General features: G+C 49.9%; 19 protein-coding genes. 4 read left to right on the top strand and 15 right to left on the bottom strand.

The features are described 5' to 3' along the window. Positions 1-46 precede the first annotated feature (46 nt). The 5 genes from pgsA to DXD92_RS03550 are packed head-to-tail and all read right to left on the bottom strand — an operon-like array spanning position 47 to position 3,086. A complete protein-coding gene (pgsA, locus tag DXD92_RS03570; RefSeq protein WP_055228244.1) occupies positions 47-583 on the bottom strand; it encodes a CDP-diacylglycerol--glycerol-3-phosphate 3-phosphatidyltransferase in 537 nt (178 codons plus the stop codon). After that, positions 580-1,905 (bottom strand): 30S ribosomal protein S12 methylthiotransferase RimO, encoded by a 1,326-nt coding sequence (rimO, locus tag DXD92_RS03565; RefSeq protein ID WP_055217739.1) that lies wholly within the window; start codon positions 1,903-1,905, stop codon positions 580-582. The genes pgsA and rimO overlap by 4 nt, the downstream gene beginning before the upstream one ends. A gap of 1 nt (position 1,906) precedes the next feature. After that, complete coding sequence (gene rpoZ / locus DXD92_RS03560) at positions 1,907-2,185, bottom strand: DNA-directed RNA polymerase subunit omega (protein WP_022461424.1); 279 nt, start codon at positions 2,183-2,185, stop codon at positions 1,907-1,909. 15 nt (positions 2,186-2,200) lie between these two features. After that, a complete protein-coding gene (gmk, locus tag DXD92_RS03555) occupies positions 2,201-2,815 on the bottom strand; it encodes a guanylate kinase (RefSeq protein ID WP_022461423.1) in 615 nt (204 codons plus the stop codon). Continuing rightward, the gene (locus DXD92_RS03550) at positions 2,808-3,086 is read right to left on the bottom strand and encodes a DUF370 domain-containing protein (RefSeq protein ID WP_055218332.1); all 279 of its coding nucleotides are present in this window, start codon (positions 3,084-3,086) and stop codon (positions 2,808-2,810) included. The genes gmk and DXD92_RS03550 overlap by 8 nt, the downstream gene beginning before the upstream one ends. Before the next feature lie 151 nt (positions 3,087-3,237). Between DXD92_RS03550 and DXD92_RS03545 the strand changes: the two genes are divergently transcribed. Together DXD92_RS03545 and DXD92_RS03540 are read left to right on the top strand one after the other, a co-directional pair. Continuing rightward, positions 3,238-4,980 (top strand): Rqc2 family fibronectin-binding protein, encoded by a 1,743-nt coding sequence (locus DXD92_RS03545; protein ID WP_117761560.1) that lies wholly within the window; start codon positions 3,238-3,240, stop codon positions 4,978-4,980. 215 nt (positions 4,981-5,195) lie between these two features. Next, positions 5,196-7,664 carry a cation-translocating P-type ATPase gene (locus DXD92_RS03540; RefSeq protein ID WP_118594498.1) on the top strand — a complete coding sequence of 823 codons (2,469 nt, stop codon included), beginning with the start codon at positions 5,196-5,198 and terminating at the stop codon, positions 7,662-7,664. A 90-nt stretch (positions 7,665-7,754) separates the two neighbouring features. On the opposite strand, the gene DXD92_RS03535 is transcribed toward DXD92_RS03540, so the two are convergent. The 3 genes from DXD92_RS03535 to DXD92_RS03525 form a co-directional block, all read right to left on the bottom strand. Then, positions 7,755-8,318: a TIGR01440 family protein gene (locus DXD92_RS03535; protein ID WP_117761562.1), complete on the bottom strand. Its 564-nt coding sequence runs from the start codon at positions 8,316-8,318 to the stop codon at positions 7,755-7,757. A 94-nt stretch (positions 8,319-8,412) separates the two neighbouring features. After that, positions 8,413-10,818, bottom strand: a complete 2,406-nt coding sequence (gene leuS, locus DXD92_RS03530; protein ID WP_022461418.1) for a leucine--tRNA ligase — start codon at positions 10,816-10,818, stop codon at positions 8,413-8,415. A 233-nt stretch (positions 10,819-11,051) separates the two neighbouring features. Next, the gene (locus DXD92_RS03525) at positions 11,052-13,142 is read right to left on the bottom strand and encodes an elongation factor G (RefSeq protein ID WP_022461417.1); all 2,091 of its coding nucleotides are present in this window, start codon (positions 13,140-13,142) and stop codon (positions 11,052-11,054) included. Between the two features lie 398 nt (positions 13,143-13,540). On the opposite strand from DXD92_RS03525, the gene DXD92_RS03520 reads away from it, so the two are divergent. Beyond that, a complete protein-coding gene (locus DXD92_RS03520; protein ID WP_055265977.1) occupies positions 13,541-14,653 on the top strand; it encodes a prephenate dehydrogenase in 1,113 nt (370 codons plus the stop codon). Between the two features lie 34 nt (positions 14,654-14,687). Continuing rightward, positions 14,688-15,971, top strand: coding sequence for a 3-phosphoshikimate 1-carboxyvinyltransferase (aroA, locus tag DXD92_RS03515; RefSeq protein WP_118594499.1), 1,284 nt, complete (start codon positions 14,688-14,690; stop codon positions 15,969-15,971). 60 nt (positions 15,972-16,031) lie between these two features. Here aroA and DXD92_RS03510 read toward each other — a convergent pair whose 3' ends face one another. From DXD92_RS03510 to DXD92_RS03480, 7 genes are all read right to left on the bottom strand, one after another. After that, positions 16,032-16,943: a phosphatidylserine decarboxylase gene (locus tag DXD92_RS03510; RefSeq protein ID WP_243037593.1), complete on the bottom strand. Its 912-nt coding sequence runs from the start codon at positions 16,941-16,943 to the stop codon at positions 16,032-16,034. After that, positions 16,940-17,575, bottom strand: a complete 636-nt coding sequence (locus DXD92_RS03505) for a CDP-alcohol phosphatidyltransferase family protein (RefSeq protein ID WP_022461413.1) — start codon at positions 17,573-17,575, stop codon at positions 16,940-16,942. The genes DXD92_RS03510 and DXD92_RS03505 overlap by 4 nt, the downstream gene beginning before the upstream one ends. After that, positions 17,559-18,620, bottom strand: a complete 1,062-nt coding sequence (locus tag DXD92_RS03500; protein WP_118594500.1) for a lysylphosphatidylglycerol synthase transmembrane domain-containing protein — start codon at positions 18,618-18,620, stop codon at positions 17,559-17,561. The genes DXD92_RS03505 and DXD92_RS03500 overlap by 17 nt, the downstream gene beginning before the upstream one ends. Further along, positions 18,610-19,284 carry a phosphatase PAP2 family protein gene (locus DXD92_RS03495; protein ID WP_022461411.1) on the bottom strand — a complete coding sequence of 225 codons (675 nt, stop codon included), beginning with the start codon at positions 19,282-19,284 and terminating at the stop codon, positions 18,610-18,612. Before DXD92_RS03495 ends, DXD92_RS03500 begins: the two co-directional genes overlap by 11 nt. Positions 19,285-19,512: 228 nt before the next feature. Further along, on the bottom strand, positions 19,513-20,538 hold the full coding sequence (queA, locus tag DXD92_RS03490) for a tRNA preQ1(34) S-adenosylmethionine ribosyltransferase-isomerase QueA (RefSeq protein ID WP_118594501.1): 1,026 nt from the start codon (positions 20,536-20,538) through the stop codon (positions 19,513-19,515). 153 nt (positions 20,539-20,691) lie between these two features. Continuing rightward, the gene (locus DXD92_RS03485) at positions 20,692-23,985 is read right to left on the bottom strand and encodes an AAA family ATPase (RefSeq protein ID WP_118594502.1); all 3,294 of its coding nucleotides are present in this window, start codon (positions 23,983-23,985) and stop codon (positions 20,692-20,694) included. Then, positions 23,982-25,115 (bottom strand): exonuclease SbcCD subunit D, encoded by a 1,134-nt coding sequence (locus DXD92_RS03480; protein ID WP_118594503.1) that lies wholly within the window; start codon positions 25,113-25,115, stop codon positions 23,982-23,984. Before DXD92_RS03480 ends, DXD92_RS03485 begins: the two co-directional genes overlap by 4 nt. Positions 25,116-25,253 lie beyond the last annotated feature (138 nt).

Below are 25,253 nucleotides of genomic sequence, written 5' to 3'. Positions count from 1 at the left end.
TGGAATCCCAAACCGGTCAGCGTTTTTATTCTGTGCTTTTTCCTGCCTAGTTCTGCATGGAAAGCACGTTTTTATTTTTTACCAGGTAATCAATCAGAGAAACAACGGTCAGAATCAATGCAACCCAGATCAGCACGGTATTCAGCACGGAAAGTGCCGGAATGTCGGCGATCAGAAGAATGATCATAATCATCTGGCTGATTGTTTTCGATTTTCCCCACCAGCTTGCTGCGATGACAATTCCATTGTCCGAAGCAACCAGGCGGAAACCGCTGATGATAAATTCTCTTGCGATGATAATAATAACCATCCACGCCGGAAGCTTGTCCAGCTCTACAAAGCAGATCAGTGCAGAGCATACCAGCAGCTTATCTGCCAGCGGATCCATAAACTTTCCGAAATCGGTAATCAGATTGTCACGTCTTGCAATGTAGCCGTCCAGAGTATCCGTGATGCTGGCAGCGGCAAAGATTACCAGTGCAATCCATTTGGACGCGCTTCCGCCCACGCCAGACAGCAGGAAGAACACGAAAAACGGAATCATAATTACCCGCAGAATCGTTAATTTGTTTGGTAAATTCATTGGCTTATCTCTCCTATCAGATCATATTCCAGAGCACCGGTAATTTTCACTCTTACGAAGTCGCCGGATACGAGTGTTTCCGGTGTATTGACAAATACATAGCCGTCTACACCCGGTGCGTCCGCCTGGCTTCTGCCCACATAGGCATCCTCATCCGCCACTTTGCCCTCGATCATAACAAGAAGCTCCTGGCCGATCCTGCGCTCGCCGAGTTCTGCAGAGATATCCTGCTGCAGCTCCATCAGTTCTGCCTGACGGTCCAGTTTTACCTCCTCGTCGATCTGATGCTCCATCGCAGCAGCCGGTGTTCCCTCCTCCGGAGAGTAGGTGAATACGCCGAGACGGTCGAACTCCATGTCGTTGATAAACTCGAGGAGTTCTTTGTGCTGCTCTTTTGTCTCTCCCGGGAATCCTGTGATCAGCGTGGTGCGCAGTGTGATATCCGGCATCTCGCTTCTCAGGAAATCAATTTTGTCGATCAGCTCCTGTTTGGATGTTCTGCGACCCATGCGGCGCAGGATCTCATCGTTGGCATGCTGAATCGGCAGATCCAGGTAGTGACAGACTTTCGGCTCTTCCTTCATCGTCTGAACGAGTTCCGGATAGATGTCCTCCGGATAGCAGTACAGAATCCGAATCCAGTAGAGCTCCTGAATTTTGCAGAGCTCTTTTAACAGAAGGTGGAGAGACGGCTTTCCGTACAGATCGATACCATAAATGGTTGTCTCCTGCGCAACGAGAACGAGCTCTTTGACACCCTGTTCTGCCATCGTCTTCGCTTCTGCTATCAGTTCCTCCATCGGAACGGAGCGGTACGGTCCGCGCAGCTTCGGAATGATGCAGTAGGTACAGTGCTTGTCACAGCCCTCTGCAATTTTCAGATATTCGTAATGGCCGCCTGTCGTTACAACGCGCTGTGCGTCAATTTTCGGCAGTCCTTTCAGATCGGCATACTCCTGGAAGCGGTCGCCGCCGAGGACATCCTGAATGGCATCCAGGATTTTGTCATAGCTGTTCGTTCCAAGTACGGCGTCAACCTCCGGAATCTCCTCAATGATTTCATCGCGGTAGCGCTCTGCCATACAGCCCGTTACCAGAAGAACCTTACAGCTTCCCGCTGTACGGTACTTCGCCATTTCAAGAATATTTTGAATGCTTTCTTCTTTGGCGTCGTGGATAAAGCAGCATGTGTTTATCACGATAACCTCTGCATCTTCCTCGGAATCGGTGATCTCGAAGCCATGCTCTACCAGAAGACCCAGCATATGCTCGGAATCTACCAGGTTTTTATCGCATCCAAGGGAAATAAACAGAATTTTCATATTATTCAATTACTGGCTCCTCTTTTGTTTCCTCTTCCGCTTCAACTTCAGATTCCGGAAGGATTGTAACCTCTCCTTTGTACATCTCCTCTACGGCGATGGAAAGCGGTTTCATGCCTTTTTTCACTTTTACAAGCGGTTCAGCTCCGCCGATGATCTGTCTTGCACGTTTGCTTGTTGCAAGTACCAGAGAGTAACGGCTGCTGACAACCGGTGCCTCGTCCAGATCCTGGCCCTCGTTAATAGTTGCAATCAGTTCCTGATAAGATGGATGAATCATAATAAATGCTCCTTTCTATTTTTCCAGACTTTTTTTCATCTGTTCGATAAAGTCTTTCTGGTTGCTGCTCATGAAATGCTGGCTCTGAATGGTCTCATGCATCTGTTTTACGCAGGTTTCGAGGTCGTCGTTGATCAGGACATAATCGTACTGGTCCATGCCCTGTGCTTCCTCTTTTGCACGCTCCATTCTGCCTTTGATGACTTCTTCTGTTTCCGTTCCGCGTCCCCGGAGGCGTCGTTCCAGCTCCTCGGCGGTCGGCGGTGTGATGAACACAAGAAGGGTGTCCGGACGTTTTTCCTTGACCTGAAGTGCTCCCTGGATTTCAATCTCAAGCAGAACATCTTTTCCGGCATCCAGCTGCTCCTCTACGTATGCCTTCGGCGTTCCGTAGGAATGTTTTACGTAACGCGCATACTCGAGGAAGGCATCCTCTTCTACCATGCGGTCAAACTCTTCTTCTGTACGGAAAAAGTACGATACGCCGTCTTCCTCGCCCGGACGCGGGTCTCTTGTGGTGACGGAGATGGACAGCGCATAGTTGTCGTACTCCTCCATCAGGCGTTTCATCAGTGTTCCTTTTCCTGCTCCGGAAAAACCGGATACTACAGTAAGTATTCCTCTACTCATTTTCAGATTCCCCTCGCTCTTTTTCTGTTTCCCAGCCGCCGTTGAATCTGCGGCTGATCGTTTCCGGCTGCAAAGCCGAAAGGATGATAAATTCTTCTCCGGTGATGAGCACTGCTTTCGTGCGTCTTCCCTGCGTCGCATCGATGATGCGGTTGCTTTCCTTTGCACGCTGCACCATACGCTTGACGGGTGCCGCCTCGGGACTCACCACTGCTATTATTTTATCCGAATTTACGACATTGCCGAATCCGATGTTGATCAGTTTTGCCACAATCCGTCCTTTCCTGTACCTTCTGAAGTCTTTTTCAGAAAATACATCTACCCATACAGATTTATTATAATTCATTCAGAAAGCCTAGTCAAATCTTTTTTTCTGTATTATAATGAAAATACCAGAATTTCAAACAAAGGAGATATTTTCTATGGCTTTTGATGGAATTACCATTGCAAATATTGCACAGGAACTGAATCAGACCATCGTCGGCGGAAAGATCAACAAGATCGCACAGCCGGAAAACGACGAGCTGATGATTACAATAAAAAACAACCGTACCGTTTACCGTCTTCTCCTCTCGGCAAGTGCTTCGCTTCCGCTGATCTACCTGACGGACAACAATAAGCCCGGCCCGATGACCGCACCGAATTTCTGTATGCTGCTCCGCAAACACATCGGCAGCGCCCGCATTCTCTCCGTTACCCAGCCGGGACTCGAGCGTATTCTTATTTTTGAGCTCGAGCATTTGAACGAACTCGGCGATATCTGCCGCAAGAAGCTGATTGTGGAGATCATGGGAAAACACAGCAACCTGATCTTCTGTCAGGAGGACAATACGATCCTTGACAGTATCAAACATATTTCCGCCAACATGAGTTCTGTCCGTGAGGTTCTTCCGGGCCGCACCTGGTTCATTCCGCACACGCAGGATAAGAAAGATCCGCTCACGATCACAGAAGAAGAATTTTTCGATTTCGTCTGCACGAAACCGATGGCTGCCGCAAAGGCAATCTACACTTCCCTTACCGGCTTCAGCCCGCTGATGGCGGAGGAAGTCTGCTGCCGCGCCGGCATCGACGGCGGATTTGCGGTCAATGCACTCGAAGAAAATGCGAAGCTTCATCTGTTCCGCACCTTCTCTTATCTGATTGAGGATATCAAAAACGGCGCATTTACGCCGAACATCGTATACCAGGGCGATGAGCCGAAAGAATTTTCCGCACTGAAACTGACGCAGTATCAGGATTTGCGGGAGGAAACATACGATTCGATCTCCGGTGTACTGGAAACATACTATGCCATGAAAAACCGCATCACCCGCATCCGTCAGAAATCTTCCGATCTGCGCCGTGTCGTCAATACCGCACTCGAACGGAATGTCAAAAAATACGACCTGCAGCAGAAACAGTTAAAAGACACCGACAAGCGGGAAAAATACCGGATTTACGGTGAGCTTTTAAATACGTACGGCTACAGCTGCCAGCCGGGCGATACTTCGCTGAACGCCGTCAATTACTATAACGGCGAGGAAATCACGATTCCACTCGACGGAACGCTCTCTGCCGGCGAAAATGCAAAAAAATACTTCGACCGCTACGGAAAGCTGAAGCGGACCCGTGAGGCACTCGAGGAACTTCTTGTCGAGACGAAAGAGGAAATCGACCATCTCGAATCCATCAGCACGGCGCTTGATATTGCGCTCGATGAGGCGGATCTGGTGCAGTTAAAAGAAGAGCTGATCGAGTACGGCTACATCCGCCGCAAGGGACCGACAGGGAAAAAGCAGAAAATCACCTCCCATCCGTTCCACTACCGCTCTTCCGAGGGCTTTGACATTTATGTCGGCAAGAACAACTTCCAGAACGAGGAACTTTCGTTTAAATTCGCCTCCGGCAACGACTGGTGGTTCCACGCGAAAGGCCAGCCGGGCAGCCATGTCATCGTAAAGACGAACGGTAAAGAGCTGCCGGATTCCGTCTACGAAGAGGCCGCTGCTCTCGCCGCCTATTACTCGAAAGGCAGACAGGCACCGAAGGTGGAAATCGACTACACCTTAAAGAAAAACCTGCGCAAACCAAACGGAAGCAAACCGGGCTTCGTTGTTTATTACACCAATTACTCCATGATGGCGGAGCCGAACATCCGCAATCTTCAGGAAGTACAGGACTAAATTCAGAATACAAAAGACTTTTCGCACATTCCTATCTGTTCCTCTTTGCGAAAAGTCTTTTTTTCGTAAAATTTAATACTTCCTTCATTTCTTTTTCGATGCTCTATGGTATACTTCTTAGTATGGAAAAAGATTCCAGACGTGATCTTTTTCAAACAAACCACAGTGAGGCTGTCTCTTCTTTATCAGGACGGCCGGAGAGGAATATAACTGTTATGAACAAAACAATTCCCGAAATCATTCACCGCCGTGTTCCAACGACGCGTTATGAGGCAGACCCTTCCGAAGGCCTTTCCGCCGAGCAGGTTGCCGAGTACCGCGAGAACGGCTGGACCAACCGTGCGGTGGAACCTCCGTCCAAGACAACGGCCGAGATCGTAAAGAGCAATGTCTGTACGTATTTCAACCTGATTTTTCTGATTATTGCCATCTTTCTGATCCTTGCCGGTTCGTTCCGGGATCTTACGTTTCTGCCGGTCATCATCGCGAACACGCTGATCGGTATTGTACAGGAGATCAAGGCGAAAAAGACGCTGGAAAAGCTGTCTGTTTTAAACGCGCCGAAGGCTACTGCGATCCGTGACGGGGCTGAGGTAACACTCGCCGCGGAAGATCTCGTACTCGATGATATTGTTGTATTTACCGCAGGAAAACAGATCTGCGCTGATGCCGTCGTGCTTGAAGGTGAGGTACAGGTCAACGAATCGCTGCTTACCGGTGAATCCGATGAGATTACCAAGCGCCCGGGCGACGAGCTGATGTCCGGAAGTTTTATCGTCTCCGGAAGCTGCAAGAGCCGTCTGACCCAGGTCGGTGAAGATTCCTACATTTCCCGTCTGACCCTCGAGGCAAAGGCCATGAAAGAGGGCGAACAGTCCGAGATGATCCGCTCCCTCAACAAGCTGGTAAAGGTTGTCGGCATTCTGATCATTCCGATCGGTCTTCTGCTCTTCGGCCAGCAGTTTTTCGTCTCCCACGAAACGTTCCGTGAGAGCATTACCTCGATGGTGGCCGCCGTGCTCGGCATGATCCCAGAAGGTCTTTACCTGCTTGCAAGCGTTGCCCTTGCCGTCAGCGTTATGCGGCTGGCTTCGCAGAAGGTTCTCGTGCATGATATGAAATGTATCGAGACGCTGGCTCGCGTCAACGTGCTCTGTGTCGATAAGACGGGAACCATCACCGAGACAAATATGAAAGTACATGATCTGATTCTGGTCGGCTCCAGTTCAGTCCCTGATACAGAATCCGGCAAAAATGCTCCCGCACTGCAGAAAGAAGAGCTTTCCCTTGCGGTCGGTGATTTCGCATCTGCCATGTCAAACGACAACATTACTATGGCGGCACTGAAAGAATATTTTAAAGACAGCAACGGCAAAACTGCCGTTTCGATGACTTCGTTCTCCTCGGAATTCAAGTATTCCAGTGTGACATTTTCGGATGTCTCCTACGTGCTCGGTGCCCCGGAGTTCGTTCTCCGCGATGATTTTGCACGCTATCAGAGTGAAATTGAAGCGTATACCTCAAAGGGATTCCGTCTCCTCGTCTTCGGCACATCCGAAACTGTACCGAATGGAAAAGCACTCTCCGGCCGTGTCACGCCGCTTGGCTACGTGCTTCTCTCCAATCCGATCCGAAAAGAAGCACCGGAAACGTTCCGCTACTTCGAAGATCAGGGTGTCCATGTCAAGGTCATCTCCGGTGATACTCCGGTAACGGTATCTGAGGTTGCCCGCCAGGCAGGGATTGCACACGCAGAGGATTATATTGATGCTTCCACTCTAAAGACACCGGAAGAGCTCGAAGAAGCAATCCTGAAATACACCGTGTTCGGCCGTGTCACACCAGACCAAAAACGCCAGTTTGTCCAGGCTTTAAAGAAAAACGGCAAGACCGTTGCGATGACCGGCGATGGTGTCAACGATGTGCTCGCATTAAAGGATGCCGACTGCTCCGTTGCGATGGCATCCGGAAGTGACGCTGCCGCACAGGCTGCACAGCTCGTTCTGCTGGACAACGACTTTTCGAAGATGCCTTCTGTCGTACTGGAAGGCCGCCGCGTTGTCAACAACCTGCAGCGCTCGGGAACGCTGTTCCTGGTAAAGAACATTTTCTCGTTCCTGCTGTCCATCTTCTCACTGATCTCGATGGTGACGTATCCGCTGGAGCCGTCCCAGATCTCGCTGATCAGTATGTTTACGATCGGTATTCCAGGCTTCCTGCTCTCGCTGATGCCGAACAAAAACCGGATCGCGGGCCACTTTATCACGAACATTCTGACACGGGCCCTGCCTGCGGCGCTGACCGACTTTTTGATGGTCGCAACACTCGTCGTCTTCGGCCAGGAATTTGCGGTCGGCTCGGAAGATATTTCGACCGCTTCCACCGTACTGCTCGCCATTGTCGGTTTTATGATTCTCTACCGGATCAGCAAGCCGCTCAACTGGATGCGCTGGACGATCCTGATCGGCTCGATTATTGCCTTCATTTTCTGCAGTACCTATCTGAACCAACTGTTCGCCATTTCTGATATGTCCAGAAAATGTATCATGCTGCTGGTCGTATTCTCTGTCGCAACAGAGCCGGTTCTGCGATATTTGAGCATCCTCGTGGATTCCATTTCCTCTTTTTACCGGAAGCAGAAAATTTTCTTCCTGCGAAAACGGGAAGCGAGAAAAGCGAAATAAAACGTAAAACCAACCATCAAAAATGCCGTACAGCGTTGGAAATTTTTCCTCCGCCTGTACGGCATTTTTTGATTTACAAATCACAGTTTCTTACTTTCTCATCTCCGGATCTTCCGCGTAATGCGTCCGCTCGCCGCCGATGTATTTCGGTCTTGTCCGCGCGCAGACAACGTGCGCATCTCCGATCGTTTTCTGCGATACCCGGACCGGAACGGCTACTGCCTTCAGCTGCATGCCGATCAGCACATCACCGATATCAATACCTGCATGCGCCTGCACACGCTCTACGGTGACAGCGTCCTCCAATCCATAGTATGCCGCCATCGCAAACGATCCGCCGCCATGCAGCCACGGTACCGCGCAGACCGGCTCGTAACCGTATTTTTCTGCCGCCGCACGCTCCAGAACAACCGCGCGGTTCAGATGCTCACAGCACTGCGCCGCCAGATACAGCCCATGCTCCTTCGTACACGCATACAGCGCCTCAAACACCGCCTGCCCGATCTCCTGGCTGGAATCCGTTCCAAGCTTACTGTTGTGAATTTCACTCGAAGAACATCCCACTACCAGAGTCTGTCCCGGTTTCATCTGCGCCGTCGTAATCAGCTCCTCTGCGACGGCACGCGCTTCCTGTCTGATTGTTTTAAGATCCATTTTGTATCCCTCCTTGCTAAACAGCAATATTTATGCAAAAGGAGACTGACTCTTTTTCCAAGAATCAGCCTCCTTTCTTCAGCTTACATAATTATTATTTCTGAACGATATTCACAATTCTTCCCGGTACGTAAATTTCTTTTACGATGTTTCCGGTCAGTTTGTCTGCAACTGCCTCTTTTGCAGCGGCGATTGCGGTCTCTTTATCTGCATCTTTGGCGATTTTGATCGTTCCGCGCATTTTACCGTTGATCTGAACAGCGATCTCGGCTACTGCCTCTACCGTCTTCTCCTCGTCAAACTCCGGCCATGCGGTCTGATACAGACGGCCTTCGTATCCAAGGTCTGCCCACAGTTCCTCGGTCATATGCGGTGCAACCGGATTCAGCAGGATCAGAAGGGTTTCGAACTCTTTTCTCGTTACTTTTCCGGCTTTGTAGAACTCGTTGACCAGGGTCATCATGGCTGCGATCGCTGTGTTGTATTTCAGGGACTCATAGTCGCTGGATACTTTCTTGATGGTCTGGTGCATTTTGGACTCCAGCTCTTTGGAGTAGGAATCTCCGTCTACCAGGCTGTCCTGCAGTTTCCATACACGCTCGAGGAAACGACGGCATCCTTTTACGCCTTCCTGAGACCAGGATGCACTTAAGTCGAAGGCACCGATGAACATCTCGTACGTACGCAGGGTATCTGCACCGAACTCAGCTACGATATCATCCGGGTTGACAACGTTTCCACGGGATTTACTCATCTTCTCGCCGTTCTCGCCGAGGATCATTCCGTGGGAAGTACGTTTCTGATACGGTTCCGGGCAGGTAACTACGCCCTGATCGTACAGGAATTTATGCCAGAAACGGGAATACAGAAGGTGAAGGGTGGTGTGCTCCATTCCTCCGTTGTACCAGTCAACCGGCAGCCAGTATTTCATAGCTTCTTTGCTTGCCAGAGCCTCTTTGTTCTTCGGATCGGTATAGCGGATGTAATACCAGGAAGAACCAGCCCACTGCGGCATGGTATCGGTCTCACGTTTTGCAGGTCCTCCGCAGCACGGGCAGGTGGTGTTGACCCAGTCTGTCATGGCAGCCAGCGGAGACTCGCCGTTATCGGTCGGCATGTAGCTCTCTACATCCGGCAGCTCCAGCGGAAGGGATTCTTCCGGAACCGGAACGTAACCGCATTTGTCGCAGTGTACGATCGGAATCGGCTCACCCCAGTAACGCTGACGGGAGAATACCCAGTCACGCAGCTTATAGTTTGTTTTTGCTTTTCCAACGTGGTTCTCTTCGAGCCACTCAAGAATTTTCTTTTTTGCTTCCGCAACGGAAAGTCCGTTCAGGAAACCGGAGTTGACAAGAGTTCCCTCTGCAACGTCGGTGTAAACTTCGTTCTGTACGTCGCCGCCTGCAACAACCTCGATGATCGGCATGTTGAATTTCTTTGCGAACTCCCAGTCACGCTCATCGTGTGCCGGTACTGCCATGATGGCGCCGGTGCCGTAGCTCATCAGTACATAATCGGAAATCCAGATCGGGATCTCTTTTCCATTAACCGGGTTGACTGCGGAAAGTCCGTCGATCATGACACCGGTCTTGTCTTTTGCAAGCTCGGAACGCTCGAAATCGGATTTTCTGGCTGCCATCTCACGGTATGCGCAGACCTCATCCCAGTTCTTGATCTCATCTTTGTACTGGTCGATGTACGGATGCTCCGGGGAGAGTACCATGTACGTAACACCGAACAGGGTATCCGGGCGTGTGGTATAGATAGTCAGCTTCTCCGGTTTATCTTTCAGGGAGAAATCAACCTCTGCTCCGTGGGAACGTCCGATCCAGTTTTTCTGGGAAGTTTTGACACGCTCAATATAGTCAACGCCGTCCAGACCGTCGATCAGCTTGTCTGCATACTCGGTGATCTTCAGCATCCACTCGCTCTTTACTTTGCGGACAACCGGGCTTCCGCAGCGCTCGCACACGCCGTTTACAACTTCCTCGTTTGCAAGACCTACCTTACAGGAAGTACACCAGTTGATCGGCATTTCTTTTTTATATGCCAGTCCGGCTTTGAAAAGTTTCAGGAAAATCCACTGGGTCCAGTGATAGTATTCCGGATCCGTCGTGTTGATCTCTCTGTCCCAGTCGAAGGAATATCCAAGAGACTGAAGCTGGTCTTTGAAGTGATGTACGTTGTTTTTGGTAACGATCTTCGGATGAATGTGGTTTTTGATCGCATAGTTCTCCGTTGGAAGACCAAATGCATCCCAGCCCATCGGATACAGAACGTTGTAACCCTGCATTCTGCGCTTTCTGGCTACGATGTCCAGTGCAGTGTACGGACGCGGATGGCCTACGTGAAGTCCCTGTCCTGACGGATACGGAAACTCAACGAGTGCGTAGTATTTCGGTTTTGTATAATCATCTGTGGCGGCAAAGGCTTTTTCATCCTGCCAGATCTTCTGCCACTTTTTTTCAATGTCCTGTGGCTCATATCTTTTACTCATAGGTAACCTCCTGCATGTTCAAGTTCAAAGTTCTTTTTTCTCACACCGCCGCATAGGACAGCATGCGCATTTGAACATATAGCTGTATTCTATCACTCTTTCCCTGTTTTTACAATTTATTTTTTCCTATATCCTCCGTTTTTCTTCAAAAACCGCAGAAAAATCCGGTTTCCGGGCGAATTCTGCTCCCGAAACCGGATTTTCTCTGTTTTATCACACTATTTTATAAAGCTTTATTCTTCTGCTTTTTCAACCTTCGAAGCTCTTGCCTCAATCTCTTTTGCCTGGATATCGGACGGAGCCTGCTCATATCTCGCAAACTCATAGGAGAAATCACCGCTTCCGCCTGTCATGGAGCGGAGTGTTGTGCCGTATCCGTAGATCTCAAGTTCCGGAACATCAGCCTCGATAATCGTATGGCCCTTGTGATCCGGGTTCATGCCGAGCACACGGCCACGGCGTTTGTTGAGATCGCCCATGATATCGCCGGTGTATTTATCGTCTACCGTGATCTTCATCGAAACGATCGGCTCAAGGAGAACCGGGGATGCTTCCATAAAGCCTTTCTTGAACGCCTGGATCGCTGCGGTCTTGAATGCCATCTCGGAGGAGTCTACCGGATGATAAGAACCATCATACAGAACGGCTTTGACGCCGACTACCGGATAAGCAGCCAGAGGGCCTTTCTGTACGGCTTCCTGGATACCTTTTTCAACAGCCGGGAAGTAGTTCTTCGGAACGGCGCCGCCGACAACTTCCTGCTCGAAAACGTATGGTTTCTCGAGATCTCCGGAAGCGGAGAAGCGCATTTTTACATGACCGTACTGGCCGTGGCCGCCGGACTGTTTTTTGTATTTTGCTTCTACATCCGAATTTTTGCGGATCGTCTCGCGGAAGGCTACCTTCGGACGGGACAGCTCTACTTCTACTTTGTAGCGCTCCAGCAGCTTGCTGACGATAATATCGATGTGCTGGTCGCCCATGCCGTACAGCAATGTCTGATGGTTTGCAGAATCATTGACTGCCTTCATAGTCAGGTCTTCCTGCATCATCTTGGCAAAGGCCTGGGAGATCTTATCTACATCGGCTTTGTTCTTCGGTTTATATCGTTTTGCGGTGTACGGAGTCGAAACATCCGGTTTTCCGTAGCGGACCTGATTGTTCTTTGTCGCAAGGGAATCGCCGGTTCTTGCATCGCCGAGTTTTGCGATGGCACCGATATCTCCTGCATGAAGCTCCGGTACTTCGATCGGCTTGGAGCCTTCGAGCACGTACAGCTTGCTCAGTTTTTCTTCGGATTCCTGATCTACATTATAGAGCACATCATCGCTTTTAATAACGCCGGAGCAAACCTTAATCATTGAATATTTTCCAAGGAACGGATCCACGATCGTCTTGAAAATGGTCGCGCTCTTCGGTTTCGCAAAGTCGTAATTTGCCTCGAAAATTTCGTTCGTATTGAGATTGATGCCGGCACACGGACGGGTGGACGGATCCGGGAAGTATCCGCAGATATCATCCAGAAGGTTCGATACGCCCTGCAGGTTCACCGGAGATCCCATGCATACCGGAACGATGGTGCCGTCTCCTACGTTCATGGCAAGCGCTGCGGAAATCTCTGCTACCGAGAACTCTTCTCCGCCAAAGTAGCGGTCCATAAACTCTTCACTTGTTTCTGCCACGGATTCCATCAGGGTTTCACGGTACTTCTCCAGATATTCTACGGAGTAATCCGGAATCGGGCATTCTTCTTTTTTATCTTTTTCGATATATCTGCGGCCTTTGTTCTTTACAATATTGATATATCCTACAAATTTACCGTTTTCACGCAGAGGCATATGAAGCGGTGCGATTCGTTTTCCGTACAGTTCGGTGAGCTGCTCAACGACTTCTCGGTAGCTGACATCGTCCTGATCCATTTCCGTTACAAAGATCATACGCGGAAGATTGTATTTCTCGCAGAGTTCCCATGCTTTCTGGGTTCCGACCTGCACGCCGGCCTTTCCGGATACCACGATTACAGCGGCATCTGCTGCGGAAGCGGCTTCCTGTGCTTCTCCTACGAAATCAAACATTCCAGGAGTATCCAGAACATTGATCTTATTTTTTCCCCATACGACCGGGACAAGCGTTGTGGAAATAGAGCATTTGCGCTTGATTTCTTCTTTGTCAAAATCGCTGACGGTATTTCCGTCTGTCACTTTTCCGAGACGGTTTGTCATACCGGAAAGATAAGCCATAGCTTCGGTCAGACTTGTCTTTCCGGAGCCGCTGTGCCCCAGCAGCACCACATTTCTGATTCGGTCAGTTCTAAAAACGTCCATATGTAATACCTCCCATGTAAGTAAATTTGCAGATTGCAAGGCCGCTCTTATTCGCCTTTCTGCTTTTTATCAAGATTCACGTCTTCCGTTCCTCTTATCATAGTCACTATTCTACTAAAGTTTTTGCTTTTTTGCAAGTATATTATTCATATTTCACAATATATTTCTGAATTTTTAAATTTTATATGTATTTTAGCTGGTTATTCTGTCTTTCTTCCGCTTTTCTGTCTGGCTTTTCTGTGGAATCTGCCGGATTTTGCAAAACAAGCAAAATTGCTGCCTTTCAAAAATGCTTTGTCGCTTTAAAGCAAGAAATCTTTGACATTTGATTTCAGATGCTTTACAATGTCTTTTATACGATTTACCTACGAAAATTGTCAGAAAGGACTACTTGAATTATGTGTGATACATCCGAAAAAATCTGTATCGGCTTTATCGGCCTTGGCCTCATCGGCGGCTCCATTGCAAAAACCCTCAGAAAGGTTCACCCGGAGTATAAACTGATGGCCTACTGCCGCACCAAAGCGACGATCGAAGAGGCAATTCAGGAAGGCGTGATTGATATCGCGCTGGAAGAACGGGACGACCGCTTTGCCGACTGTGACTATATCTTCTTATGTGCTCCTGTCAGCACCAACATCTCCTATCTTCCGTTCGTGAAAGGCATCGCAAAACCGGGCTGTATCATCACAGACGTCGGAAGTGTAAAAGGAGAAATCCATCAGGCGGTTGAGACCCTCGGCATGACGCACCAGTTTATCGGCGGCCATCCGATGGCAGGCTCCGAAAAGACGGGATATTCCAGCGCCACCGATTACCTGCTGGAAAATGCTTACTATATGATTACACCCGGACCAGATGTTGAGATCGCGACAGTTTCCGCTTTCGTTGATCTTGTCCAGTCCTTAAAGGCGATCCCGATGGTTTTAACATACGAAGAGCACGACTACATCACCGCAGGTGTCAGTCATCTGCCGCATATCGTTGCCGCTACCCTGGTCAATGCACTCGCATCCCTGGACACACCGGAAGAGCAGATGAAAACCGTTGCTGCAGGCGGCTTCAAGGACATCACCCGCATCGCTTCCTCCTCCCCGGAGGTATGGCAGCAGATCTGTCTCTCAAACCAGAAGCAGCTCTCGAATGTGCTGGATTCCTATATCCGCCTTCTCGTCCAGGCAAAATACCTGGTTGACAACAAAAAAGGCCACGAGCTCTACAATATGTTTGAGAGTTCCCGCGAATACCGGAATTCCATGGAAGATTCTTCCTATGGACCGACAAAGAAAGAATACGTCGTTTACTGCGACCTGCTCGATGAAGCCGGCGGAATCGCAGCCGTTACAACAATTCTTGCCATCAACCAGATCAGTATTAAAAATATCGGCATTACGCATAACCGCGAGTTCGAAGAGGGTGCTCTCCGCATTGAATTTTATGAAGAGCAGGCAGGCATTCTTGCCCGGAAGGTCTTAAAAGACCATGGCTATACCATTCATATCCGCAATTAAAAGCGCGTATATCTTGACAGGAGGAAGTTACGTTATGCAGTTCCAGAAAGCAGTACGTCCTCTGCGCGGAGAAATCTCCGTGCCGGGCGATAAATCCATTTCCCACCGCGCCGTCATGTTCGGTGCCATTTCAGAGGGAACCACAGAAGTCACAAACTTTTTACAGGGTGCCGACTGTCTCTCCACCATCTCCTGCTTCCGCAGTATGGGCATTGAGATCAAGAACACGCCGGAGCGCATCCTCGTTCATGGAAAAGGTCTGCACGGGCTTTCGGCTCCGTCCGCCGTTCTCGACTGCGGAAACAGCGGAACAACGACACGCCTGATCTCCGGCATTCTTGCCGGCCAGAACTTTTCCAGTACACTGACCGGTGACGCCTCTATTCAAAAACGGCCGATGGGACGCATCATCAATCCGCTGACCCAGATGAGCGCTTCCATCCGCAGTATTCCGGAAAACGGCTGTGCGCCGCTTGCGATCAACGGCCATCCGCTCCACGCCATCTCCTATCTTTCGCCGGTCGCATCCGCACAGGTCAAATCGTGTGTCCTGCTTGCCGGACTGTATGCTGACGGAAAAACAAGCGTTACCGAACCGGCTCTTTCCAGAAACCATACGGAGCTGATGCTGAAATTCTTCGGCGCCGACGTTGCCTCCGAAGGGCTGACCGCATCGGTTCTGCCGGACCCGGATCTCCATGGAAATCTCGTCCGTGTGCCGGGAGATATTTCCTCCGCCGCCTACTTCATCGCCGCCGCGCTGATAGTTCCAGGCTCTGAGGTGCTCCTGAAAAATGTCGGCATCAACCCGACCCGCGACGGTATGCTCCGCGTCTGCCGCGCCATGGGTGCTGACATCACACTTCTGAATGAGCAGAACTCCGGCGGAGAACCGGTTGCAGACCTTCTCGTGCGCTATACGCCGTCTCTTTCCGGCACTGTCATCGAGGGCGAACTGATCCCGACCCTGATCGATGAAATCCCGATCATCGCGGTTCTTGCCGCCACAGCGAACGGTACAACCGTGATCCGGAATGCGGAGGAGCTGAAAGTCAAAGAATCGAACCGTCTTGATATCATGGTAAACGAACTCACCGCGATGGGTGTTTCCCTGGAAGGCACGGACGACGGCATGATCATTGAGGGCGGAAAACCGTTCCACGGCGCCCAAATCGACAGCCGCCTCGACCACCGCATTGCGATGTCGTTTGCAATCGCTTCGCTTGCCGCAGAGACACCGACGGAAATCCTGCGCGCCGGCTGTGTGGATATCTCGTATCCGACATTCTACCAGGATCTGGCACGGCTGCAGGCATAAAAAACGTTTAAACAAAAATGGATTGTGAAGATCATTTCCTCACAATCCATTTTTTTGCTTTTACCCTGTTCTTCCGGCCGTTCCAACCGTTTCTCCCTGCCGTACCCGCGTTTCGATTCCAAGCCGCGAATAATTCCAGATCCGTTTTTCCGGCACTGCGCTTCCCTTCTGTGCCAGAACGATCACTGTCGAACCACCGAAGGCAAAATAGCCTTTCTCTTCGCCGCGCTGTACACGTCTCGCCGCTCCGGCATTTTCATTGACAATCTTTCCGACCATCATCGCGCCGACCTCCATCTGCAGCAGTGTGCCGAAATTTGCGGACTGCAGCAGCGTGTAGGTTCTCGTATTTTCTTTATAGATCGGGCAAAAATCATTCGCCGCCGGATTGACCGTGTGGAGCACACCCTCAATCCGCCGTTCCGTCGAACAGACGCCGTCATCCACAAAGAGATACCGGTGATAATCGTCCACGGAAAGCCGAAACAGAAATAACGTTCCGCCCTCATACCGTTTTGCCAGCTTCCTGTCGCGCAGAAGCTGTTCCAGCGTATATTCTGTGTTCTTGATCTCAAACTTCCCGTTCTCATGAATCGGATAAACCGTAAGCCGCGCATCACACGGGCTGATAAAATCCTGCGGCGCATTGGAAAACGGACGTGCATCCATTTTCAGCTTCCGCACAAAGAAATCATTGAACGAGATAAACTGCTTTGCGGTACATTCCTTCAGTGAAATATGATTTTTCTTTACAAACAGTGCAACCAGCGGCACCGATAAGCGGCTGTCCAGAAAGCAGCCTGCCGCACGAGATACAAATGACTGAACCAGCGGCTGCATCGCGGCTCTTCCGGCGGCATGGCTGTACATCATGTGTAGAAAACGGTCCTGCAGATCATTTTCCTCGCGGATCAGATCAAGCTTTGGATAATTTTTCCCCTGTTTTCGGTAAGGATAAGCGCAGAGTCTCAAATCGTTCTTCCTCCCTTCCAGATCAGAAGTCCGCGGAGCACAGCCACTCCAACGACCGCTACCAGCACAGCAAGCTCTTTATTCGTCGGCTTGCGGAAGCGGAAATCCGTGATAAACAGAACACCGACCGCCAGCACCAGCAGATGCAGCCAGATTAGAAAGTATCCGCGGCAGAGCGGCGCAAAGACGAACAGCAGCGGCAGAGCCACTGACATCGAGGTAATCGGCAGTCCCTGGTAATATTTCCGGTTCTCCGAAGTTTCATTCTGACGCTTCTCTTCCATTACGTTAAAATATCCCAGACGGATCACGCCCGCAAGACCGTAGAAAATAAGAATCGGAATGCTGTAAAAATGTGTCATGCCAAGCTCATAGCAGAGCACGATCGGAAAGACACCGAAACAGACCACATCGCAGAGCGAATCGATCTGAATGCCGAACCGCTTTTCATCTTCTGTCCTGTTTTTCTTCGTCCGCGCAATTTTTCCATCGAACATATCGCACAGTCCGGAAAAAGCAAGACAAAAAATCGCCCAGTTAAAGTGCCCCCGCGTTGCAAGAAAAATGCCGCTGATGGACGATGCAAAGCTGATATATGTTAATATTACGGTATAATCATAGAACCCTATCATATGTAGTTCCCCCTCTTTTTTCTCTTTTCGTATTCCCGATCGTAAGCTGTGCGACGATGGTAAAGACTGCACTCACCAGCAGTTCCCCGTAGTAGCCGAGCCCTCTGGAAAGCACCATTGCCGGAAGAAGCAGCGTGCTTCCAAAGACCGGCGGGAAAATTTTCAGGAACAGTGTCTCGCTGATTCCCATTCCTCCCGGAAGCGGCAGCATGTCAACCGATACGGAAATGACCGCCTGCAGCAGCACAATGGCAATAAAGGAAACGCCTGATAAATGGAAGGCGCGGTATACAAACCATGTTGCTGCAAACAAAGCAAACCTCTGTGCAAAGGTAATCGCAAGGACATTGACCAGCACCATTTTGTGGGTGCCAAGATACGCTGCCGTATTCTGGTAGACTTCCATGGAAGCTTCCAGTTTTTTCAGGCGGCTTTCTTTTCGTTTCATCAAATGCAGTTTTTCCACGATTTTCAGTCCCAAAACCAGAATTGTCCGCGCAAGCGCCGGATGAAAAACCAGAATGAGCATGGCTGTGACACAGAAGACATTCAGACCGATTCCCAGATAGAAAACCGGAAGGATTTCCGTCAGATACCGGTGCAGGAAGCCCTGTCCGAACAGAACAAGCCCAAGTCCCACCACGACCAGCACCGCTTTGTAAGTGATCGTGACGATCATCAGAATTACCGTTGATACCGGAAGAGATATTTTCTCCTTTTTCATATAGTAGAGCTGCATCGGCTGGCCGCCGCTTGCGGACGGTGTGATACAGCTGAAAAAGAATCCGACGGAAGAAAACAGAAAACATGTCCGCCTCTTCACCGGAATCTGGAAGGAATGCATCATGTACCAGATGATGATCGATTCTCCCCAGATAAAAAACACGACACAGAACAGTCCCGGCAACAGCCACCGCACATCTGCTCGCCGCATTGCTTCCATCATTGCGCCAAGGTCTTCGCCGTGGAAAACACCGTATATCGTCAACGCAAAAATCACAACGAGAAAAACAGTATTCACGATCATTTTTTTCTTACTCTGCACGGCGTTTCCACCTCCTTCGTTCCAATATCATGCCATACCATGCACCAAGATGCGTGCGTCCCGCGATCTGCCACGTCACTTCTGCCAGAAGCGCTCCGCCAATCACATCTGCAATCACATGCTGCTTTGTTGTCAGCGTAGAGACAAACACGGCAAGTGCCGCCCAGAAAGAGAACCGCTGATACCAGCGCGGAATCTCCCGTCTTCCGCGGACTGCGATATAGCAGAACCAGCTGTTCAGGCAGTGAATCGATGGGAACAAATTGTCCGCCGCATCCATCTGGTAGAGCAAGGCAAGCATCTGATTCCAGAATCCCTGTTCCGGGATCGACGGCCTTACGTTCGTTGTCGGCAGCAGCAGATAAAATGCCATACAGACAAGCCGCGCCAGAACATCTGCTGCAAAGAACCGCCAGACAAATTCTTTCTCTCTGCTTGCGGCAATCAGATAATTTACAATCCAGACCAGATAACAGCCAAAATAAATCACGATCGTCCACGGGATCACCGGGATCTGCTGATCCAGCACCGTTTCTATATTGTAATGTTTCCACGAACTGGTGAACGGCCGCGTTCCAAAATAAGCGATAAAATTCGCTGTCAGCGTCAGAATTAGCGGCAGGATACCATAGTATGGAAACTTTCTTCTCTCGTCTCTCTTCAAAATCCGTCCTCCCTTGTCTCAAACACGTATCAGTATACGCAAAAACATTCCCTGACACAACCCAGTTCCGCTCGTTTTCAGAAACCTTAATAAAATCTTCTGTTTTTCGGCAGGGAAAAAGAAAGATTTAGAAGATTCGCAGAGAAAAAAACGACCATATAGGGCTTCACGGGTGTTCCTATATGGTCGTTTTCTTTCAGCATCGTATTTTTGTCATAAACGAATTTTTTATTCAATCATCATGGCATCGCCGAAGGAGAAAAAGCGGTATTTTTCTCTTACAGCCTCTTCATAAGCTGCCATAATATGCTCTTTTCCAGCCAGTGCCGATACCAGCATCACCAGTGTGGACTCCGGCAGATGGAAATTGGTGATCAGTCCGTCGATCATCTTGAAGCGGTAACCCGGATAGATAAAGATCTCGGTCCAGCCGCTTCCGGCTTTTAAAATGCCGTCCTCGCCGGTTGCCGACTCCAGAGTACGGCAGCTCGTTGTTCCGACTGCGATCACACGGCCGCCTGCTGCTTTCGTATCGTTGATCAGTTTTGCCTGATCTTCTTCTACCACATAGAACTCAGAGTGCATGTGATGCTGGGTGACATCCTCCACTTTCACCGGACGGAAGGTGCCAAGGCCGACATGCAGGGTTACATGGGCGATCTTTACACCGGCATCCTGTACCTGCTGCAGAAGCTCTTTTGTAAAGTGCAGTCCTGCGGTCGGAGCGGCTGCGCTTCCCTCGTGTTTCGCGTATACCGTCTGGTAGCGGTTCTTGTCCTGCAGTTTGTGTGTGATATACGGCGGCAGCGGCATCTCGCCAAGCTGGTCGAGGATCTCCTCGAAAATGCCGTCGTAATGGAACTGGATCAGACGGTTTCCCTCATCGACAATATCTACAACCTCTCCGGTCAGAATGCCGTCGCCGAAGGAGATCACCGTGCCGACCTTACATTTTTTGCCCGGTTTTACGAGGGTCTCCCAGATATCATTTTCTCTTCTTTTTAACAGAAGGATTTCGATTGCTGCATCGGTGCCGACTTTCGAACCGTAGAGACGCGCCGGAATTACTTTGGTATCGTTGATCACAAGGCAGTCGCCCGGTTTTAAATATTTCAGAATATCGCGGAAATGACCATGCTCATATTCACCGGTTTCTTTATTCAGATGCATCAGGCGGGAGGCGCTGCGATCTTCGAGCGGATCCTGCGCAATCAGTTCTTTTGGCAGATCATAGTAAAAATCTGAAGTTTTCATTGGTTTCCTCCATTCTATTGCAAATCGGCACAAAAGGCCGATGTCAGGTAAAATACTGTGCTGCGCCCGTTCTTTCGGGCTCAACGAACCTTATTATACCATTGCATCCGCCTTCTGACAAGAAATTTAAAAACTCATTTCCTGGATTTTCACTTATTCAATAACCGCCATGCTTCCTACGCGGTCGCCGCTTCTGCTTTTCATTACGACAATCTTTCTCTCAATTCGCTCTTTCAGTTCCGGCACATGGGAGATAATTCCAACCATACAGTTTCCACCGGCCAGTCCCTCCAGTGCTTTCACAGCCTGATTCAGGGATTCCTCGTCAAGAGAGCCAAACCCCTCGTCCACAAACATCGCATCGAGCTGGATTCCGCCTGCGTGCGACTGAATCTCATCGGAAAGGCCAAGGGCCAGAGAGAGGGAGGCCTGAAATGCTTCGCCGCCGGAGAGGGTACGCACGCTGCGCTCCGTTCCATTATAATGATCAATGACATTCAGATCCAGACCAGTTTTGACCTTCAGATTTTTTCCTGAGGCTTCCTGACGCTTCAATTCATACTGACCATCACTCATCGTCATGAAACGCAGGTTGGCTTTTCGCAGAATCTGGTCGAAATACGTCATTTGAACGTACGTTTCCAGTTCGATTTTCAATTTCTGACTCATGCCGCCGCACGCCGTATCCGAAAGCGCCCGCACCCATTTGTATTCTTCCTCCAATGCCTGCATCTGGTTCTGCTGATTCTGTACATTTTCGTACGTCTTACGGTTTGTATTTGCCGCATGATACTGTTCGTTGTATTTCTGTTCCAGCTGCTGTTTCTGTTCTGTCAGCTCCGCTATTTTTTCCTGCAGCTCTGTTTCGGAAGGAAGTGTCCGATCTGTCTCCTCATTTTCTTCCAGAGAGCGGATCGTCTCTAGTGCCGCGCGCACTTCGGTAAGCCGTTCTTTCACTGTTTCATATGCTTCTTTTGCTTTCTTCTGCGCCTGTTCCAGCTGCTCTTTTTTTGCACTCCATACGGAAATATTTGTTCGGAGCTGTGTTTCGTCTTTTCCTTCCAGCTTTTCTTTTTTTTCTCCGATCTTTTCCAGCAGCGCTTTTTCCGCCTCTTTTCCTTTCGCCTCCAGCAGTTCCTTCGCATGGATTGCTTTTTCCCGCTGCTCTGCCCGCTCAGTTTCTGCTGGAATCATCTGTTTCAGAGCTTTCCATTCGCTCTGTCTTTCCAGCATTCGTTCCTTATAGAGAATGATTCTGTTCTTTTTCTCTTCCAGACGCTTTTCACAGTAAGCTGCTGCCACAGCAGCTGGCTGTTCTTCCATGTCCACTTCCTCACAGATCGCTTTTTGTGCGTCTTCCATTTTCTGTTTCAGCTGATCCAGAAGTGTCTGCTTTTCTCCGCCCAGCCGTCCAAGCTCTGCCTGTTTTTCTGCCATCACCTGTTTCAGTTTTTCCCGCTGCTTCTGTTCCTGCTGCTGACGTTTCTCATATGCCGCATATTCTTCCCGTCGTGTTTTCTGACGCTTTTCTTCTGCCGCAAGCTGCTTTTCTGTTTCATCCGCAGCCTGTGCAAACTGCTCTTCCGAAAGCTGTGTCAGACGTTCCTGCTCTTTTTTGCATTCCTGATCTGCTGTTTCTGCCGGAGCAGCGGTTCCCCGGGCAATCCGCTGCGTCAGCTCTTCCCTTGCCGTTTCAGCCTGTCTTTTACAGTTTCCTGCCGCTTCGCTTAATGCCGCAGTCACTTCGTTCTGCTTCTGCAGTTTTTCTTTTTGCTGATCCAGTGTTTCTTTATCCGGCACATGTTCCGCCTTTCTCGCCAGCACTGGATGATGCACGGATCCGCAGACCGGACATGGGATTCCCTCTGTCAGATTTTCTGCCAGGATTCCCGCCTGCGCATCCAGAAACAGCTGTTCCAGTTCCTGACACGTTTCCCGCACATCATTTCTGATTTCCAGACTTTTTCGATACGCTTCCTGCTTTTCTTTCCATTCCTTCTGCGCTGCCGTCCATTTTCGCAGCAGCTGCGAAAATTCGGTCCGCGCCCGGCGATATTCTTCCTCCGCAAATGCAGCATCCTGTCTTTCTTTCAGAAATACCGTCGTTGCTTCCATCCGGGATGCCAGCTCGGTGTCCTGCTGTGTCAGGCCTTCCAGTTCTGCTGCCAGAAGCCCCGTCTTCTTCTCGGACTCCTGAACTTTTTCGCGGCATCCCCGGATTGCCATGATCTGCTCCTGCGCCCGCGTTTCGTTCTGCTGTACCCTCGCCAAAACCGCATCCACGCCGGAAAGATCTTCTTCCCGTTTTCTTTTCTCAAGCAGCTGCGCTTTTGCCTGTTCCTGCTCTGCTTTCAGTCTGTCCTTCTCTTCCGCTGCCGTCTGCAGTTCTTTCTGCTTTTCCAAAAGCTCTGCCTGTTCCTGCTTCATCTTCTTCAGCAGTTCCAGGCTTTCCTGTTCTGCGCGGATCTGCTCCTCCAGTTCTTTGCAGATGGAAGCCTCCCGTTCTGCCCGTTCGCTTTTCTGCTGTTTTTCCGCTTCCTCTGGAACCAGTCCCGCCAGTTTCTTTTCCTTCTGTGCTTTTTCCTCCCGCCGCTTCTGGCTCTCTTTTACCTTGCCGAGCAGCTGGGTTTTCTGCTCCATCTCTGTTTCCACCGCTTTCCGCTCCTGCTCAAGATCCGAAAGTCTTTTCTGATCCATCTCGATGCAACGTGCCAGCAGTTCCATCCCCCGCATCACCTGACCGTCGAAATTTGCCTTTTTCAACTGCGCAAATTCCTCTTTGAACACCGCATCCTCCGGGCAGACGATATTGTCGAGATACTGGAGAATACTCCTCCGCTTTTCACTATACGTATTGCTTCGCTCTTTCGCGGCATCCCGCAGACGATTCTGCAGCTCCTGATAAATTTCCGTATGAAACATTTTCCGGAAAATTTCACTTCGATCTGCCGTTTCTGCCAGGAGAAGTTTCTGGAAATCCCCCTGCGCGATCATGGCAATCTGTCGAAACTGCTTCTGATCCAGTCCGAGAAGTTCCGTTACAGTTTTTGTCACTTCCGTACTTTTCGTCACCGGCTGTCTCCCATCCGGAAAAATCAGTTCTGCATTTGCTCTTTCTCTCGTCATTCCCTGACCGCGCTCCTTCGGCCGATCATACTCCGGATTCCGCTTTACCATATAATCTTTTCCCTGATGCGCAAAGGTAAGCTCCACAAAAGTGCGCACTTCCGGCGCGGCATACTTGCTGCGGAACATCTCCCCCGTCCGGATTTCACCGCTTGCCTCGCCGTAGAGCGCAAAGGTAATCGCATCAAAAATTGTTGTTTTTCCTGCACCGGTATCACCTGTAATCAGATACAGGCCGCCGCTGCCCAGTTTTGTAAAATCCAGTTCTGTCCGGTCCGCATATGGTCCGAATGCACTGATAATCAATTTCTTTGGCTTCATCTTTTTATCCCCCTAAGCAATGCTTTCACAAATGCTTTCTGCTGTTCCGTCATGCTCTGGTTATTCTGCAGTTCATAAAATTCCTGAAACAGCTCCAGTTCCGATTTTTCCTCGATACGTTCCGCCGCCGTTACCTCCGCATTGGAACGCGTTCTTTTATTGTCATATTCCAAACGCATCAAATTGGGATAAATCGTCCGAAGCTTCGCCATGCCGTCCGGAACATCCTCCTCATCCGTCAGGGTTACCATCAGATAATCCGTACGGTCGCTGTTTTCATAGAACGTTTTTGCTGTCACTTCCAGATACGTTCCACGGATTTTTCGAAGATCGTGGAGCGGTTTCAATGGAATCGTGCGAAGTTCGACAGTTCCTTTTTCTTTCAGCTCTACAATGGTAATCGACTTCTCCTGTCCAGCCTCGGAAAACGAATATTTGAGTGGTGAACCACAGTAGCGCACGGTCTCGCGGCCAACCTTCTGCGGACTATGGATATGGCCGAGCGCCACGTAATCAAACGCATCAAAAAGCTCCACCGGAATCTGATCCACATCACCTACCTGCAGTTCCTCTGCCTCGCACCGCAGCGCGCCTGTCACAAACTGATGCGCTAAAAGGATATTCCGCTCTCCTGGATCTATTTGGGTCTGCTCCAGTGCCGCCCTCACGCCATCTGCCGTGGACTGAATCTCCTCCGCGCGTTCCGGCAGGGCATGGCGTACGGTTGACGGGCGCAGAAACGGAAGAAGATGAATCCACACCGTTCCATATGCATCCTGTAACGCGAACTTTTCTATTCTTCCATCATATACCTTCGACAAATAGATTCCGCTCTTCCCCATCAGATTCGACCCAAATGCCAGCCGCTCCGCCGAGTCATGATTGCCGCTGATGATAAAAACCGGAACTTCCTGCTCCGAAAGGCTGGTTAAAAAGGCATCCAACACCTGCACTGCCTCCGCCGTTGGAATCGTCCGGTCATATACATCTCCGGAAATCAGAACTCCATCCGGTTTTTCCCGCATAACCGCCTGCAGGATCTGTGTCAACATATATTTCTGGTCCTCGATCATGGAAAACTCATGCACGCGTTTTCCAATGTGAAGATCCGATAAATGAAACAACTTCACAAAAACTATCCCCTTTCTGCAGCAAAAACTCTGTTTTTCCTATGTTCTCTGCTCATTATACTATACCCAACCAGAAAAAGAAATCATCCGCCAGGAAAACGAAAAAAAGACTCCTGTTCACACAGGAGCCTCCAACCA

It is taken from the genome of Blautia sp. TM10-2 (genome assembly GCF_003480845.1).
GTDB classification, from domain to species: domain Bacteria; phylum Bacillota; class Clostridia; order Lachnospirales; family Lachnospiraceae; genus Fusicatenibacter; species Fusicatenibacter saccharivorans.
The sequence above is the reverse complement of the archived record's forward strand: the minus strand, read 5'-3'. Positions and strand labels throughout refer to the sequence as shown.

Bases quoted from the DNA above. Each gene is read 5' to 3' on its own strand.
- DXD92_RS03545 (WP_117761560.1), top strand. From the start codon at position 3,238: ATGGCTTTTGATGGAATTACCATTGCAAATATTGCACAGGAACTGAAT.
- leuS (WP_022461418.1), bottom strand. From the start codon at position 10,818: ATGAGTAAAAGATATGAGCCACAGGACATTGAAAAAAAGTGGCAGAAG.
- queA (WP_118594501.1), bottom strand. From the start codon at position 20,538: ATGAAAACTTCAGATTTTTACTATGATCTGCCAAAAGAACTGATTGCG.
- DXD92_RS03485 (WP_118594502.1), bottom strand. From the start codon at position 23,985: ATGAAGCCAAAGAAATTGATTATCAGTGCATTCGGACCATATGCGGAC.
- rpoZ (WP_022461424.1), bottom strand. From the start codon at position 2,185: ATGATTCATCCATCTTATCAGGAACTGATTGCAACTATTAACGAGGGC.
- DXD92_RS03505 (WP_022461413.1), bottom strand. From the start codon at position 17,575: ATGATAGGGTTCTATGATTATACCGTAATATTAACATATATCAGCTTT.
- gmk (WP_022461423.1), bottom strand. From the start codon at position 2,815: ATGAGTAGAGGAATACTTACTGTAGTATCCGGTTTTTCCGGAGCAGGA.
- DXD92_RS03540 (WP_118594498.1), top strand. From the start codon at position 5,196: ATGAACAAAACAATTCCCGAAATCATTCACCGCCGTGTTCCAACGACG.
- DXD92_RS03525 (WP_022461417.1), bottom strand. From the start codon at position 13,142: ATGGACGTTTTTAGAACTGACCGAATCAGAAATGTGGTGCTGCTGGGG.
- pgsA (WP_055228244.1), bottom strand. From the start codon at position 583: ATGAATTTACCAAACAAATTAACGATTCTGCGGGTAATTATGATTCCG.
- DXD92_RS03535 (WP_117761562.1), bottom strand. From the start codon at position 8,318: ATGGATCTTAAAACAATCAGACAGGAAGCGCGTGCCGTCGCAGAGGAG.
- aroA (WP_118594499.1), top strand. From the start codon at position 14,688: ATGCAGTTCCAGAAAGCAGTACGTCCTCTGCGCGGAGAAATCTCCGTG.
- DXD92_RS03520 (WP_055265977.1), top strand. From the start codon at position 13,541: ATGTGTGATACATCCGAAAAAATCTGTATCGGCTTTATCGGCCTTGGC.
- rimO (WP_055217739.1), bottom strand. From the start codon at position 1,905: ATGAAAATTCTGTTTATTTCCCTTGGATGCGATAAAAACCTGGTAGAT.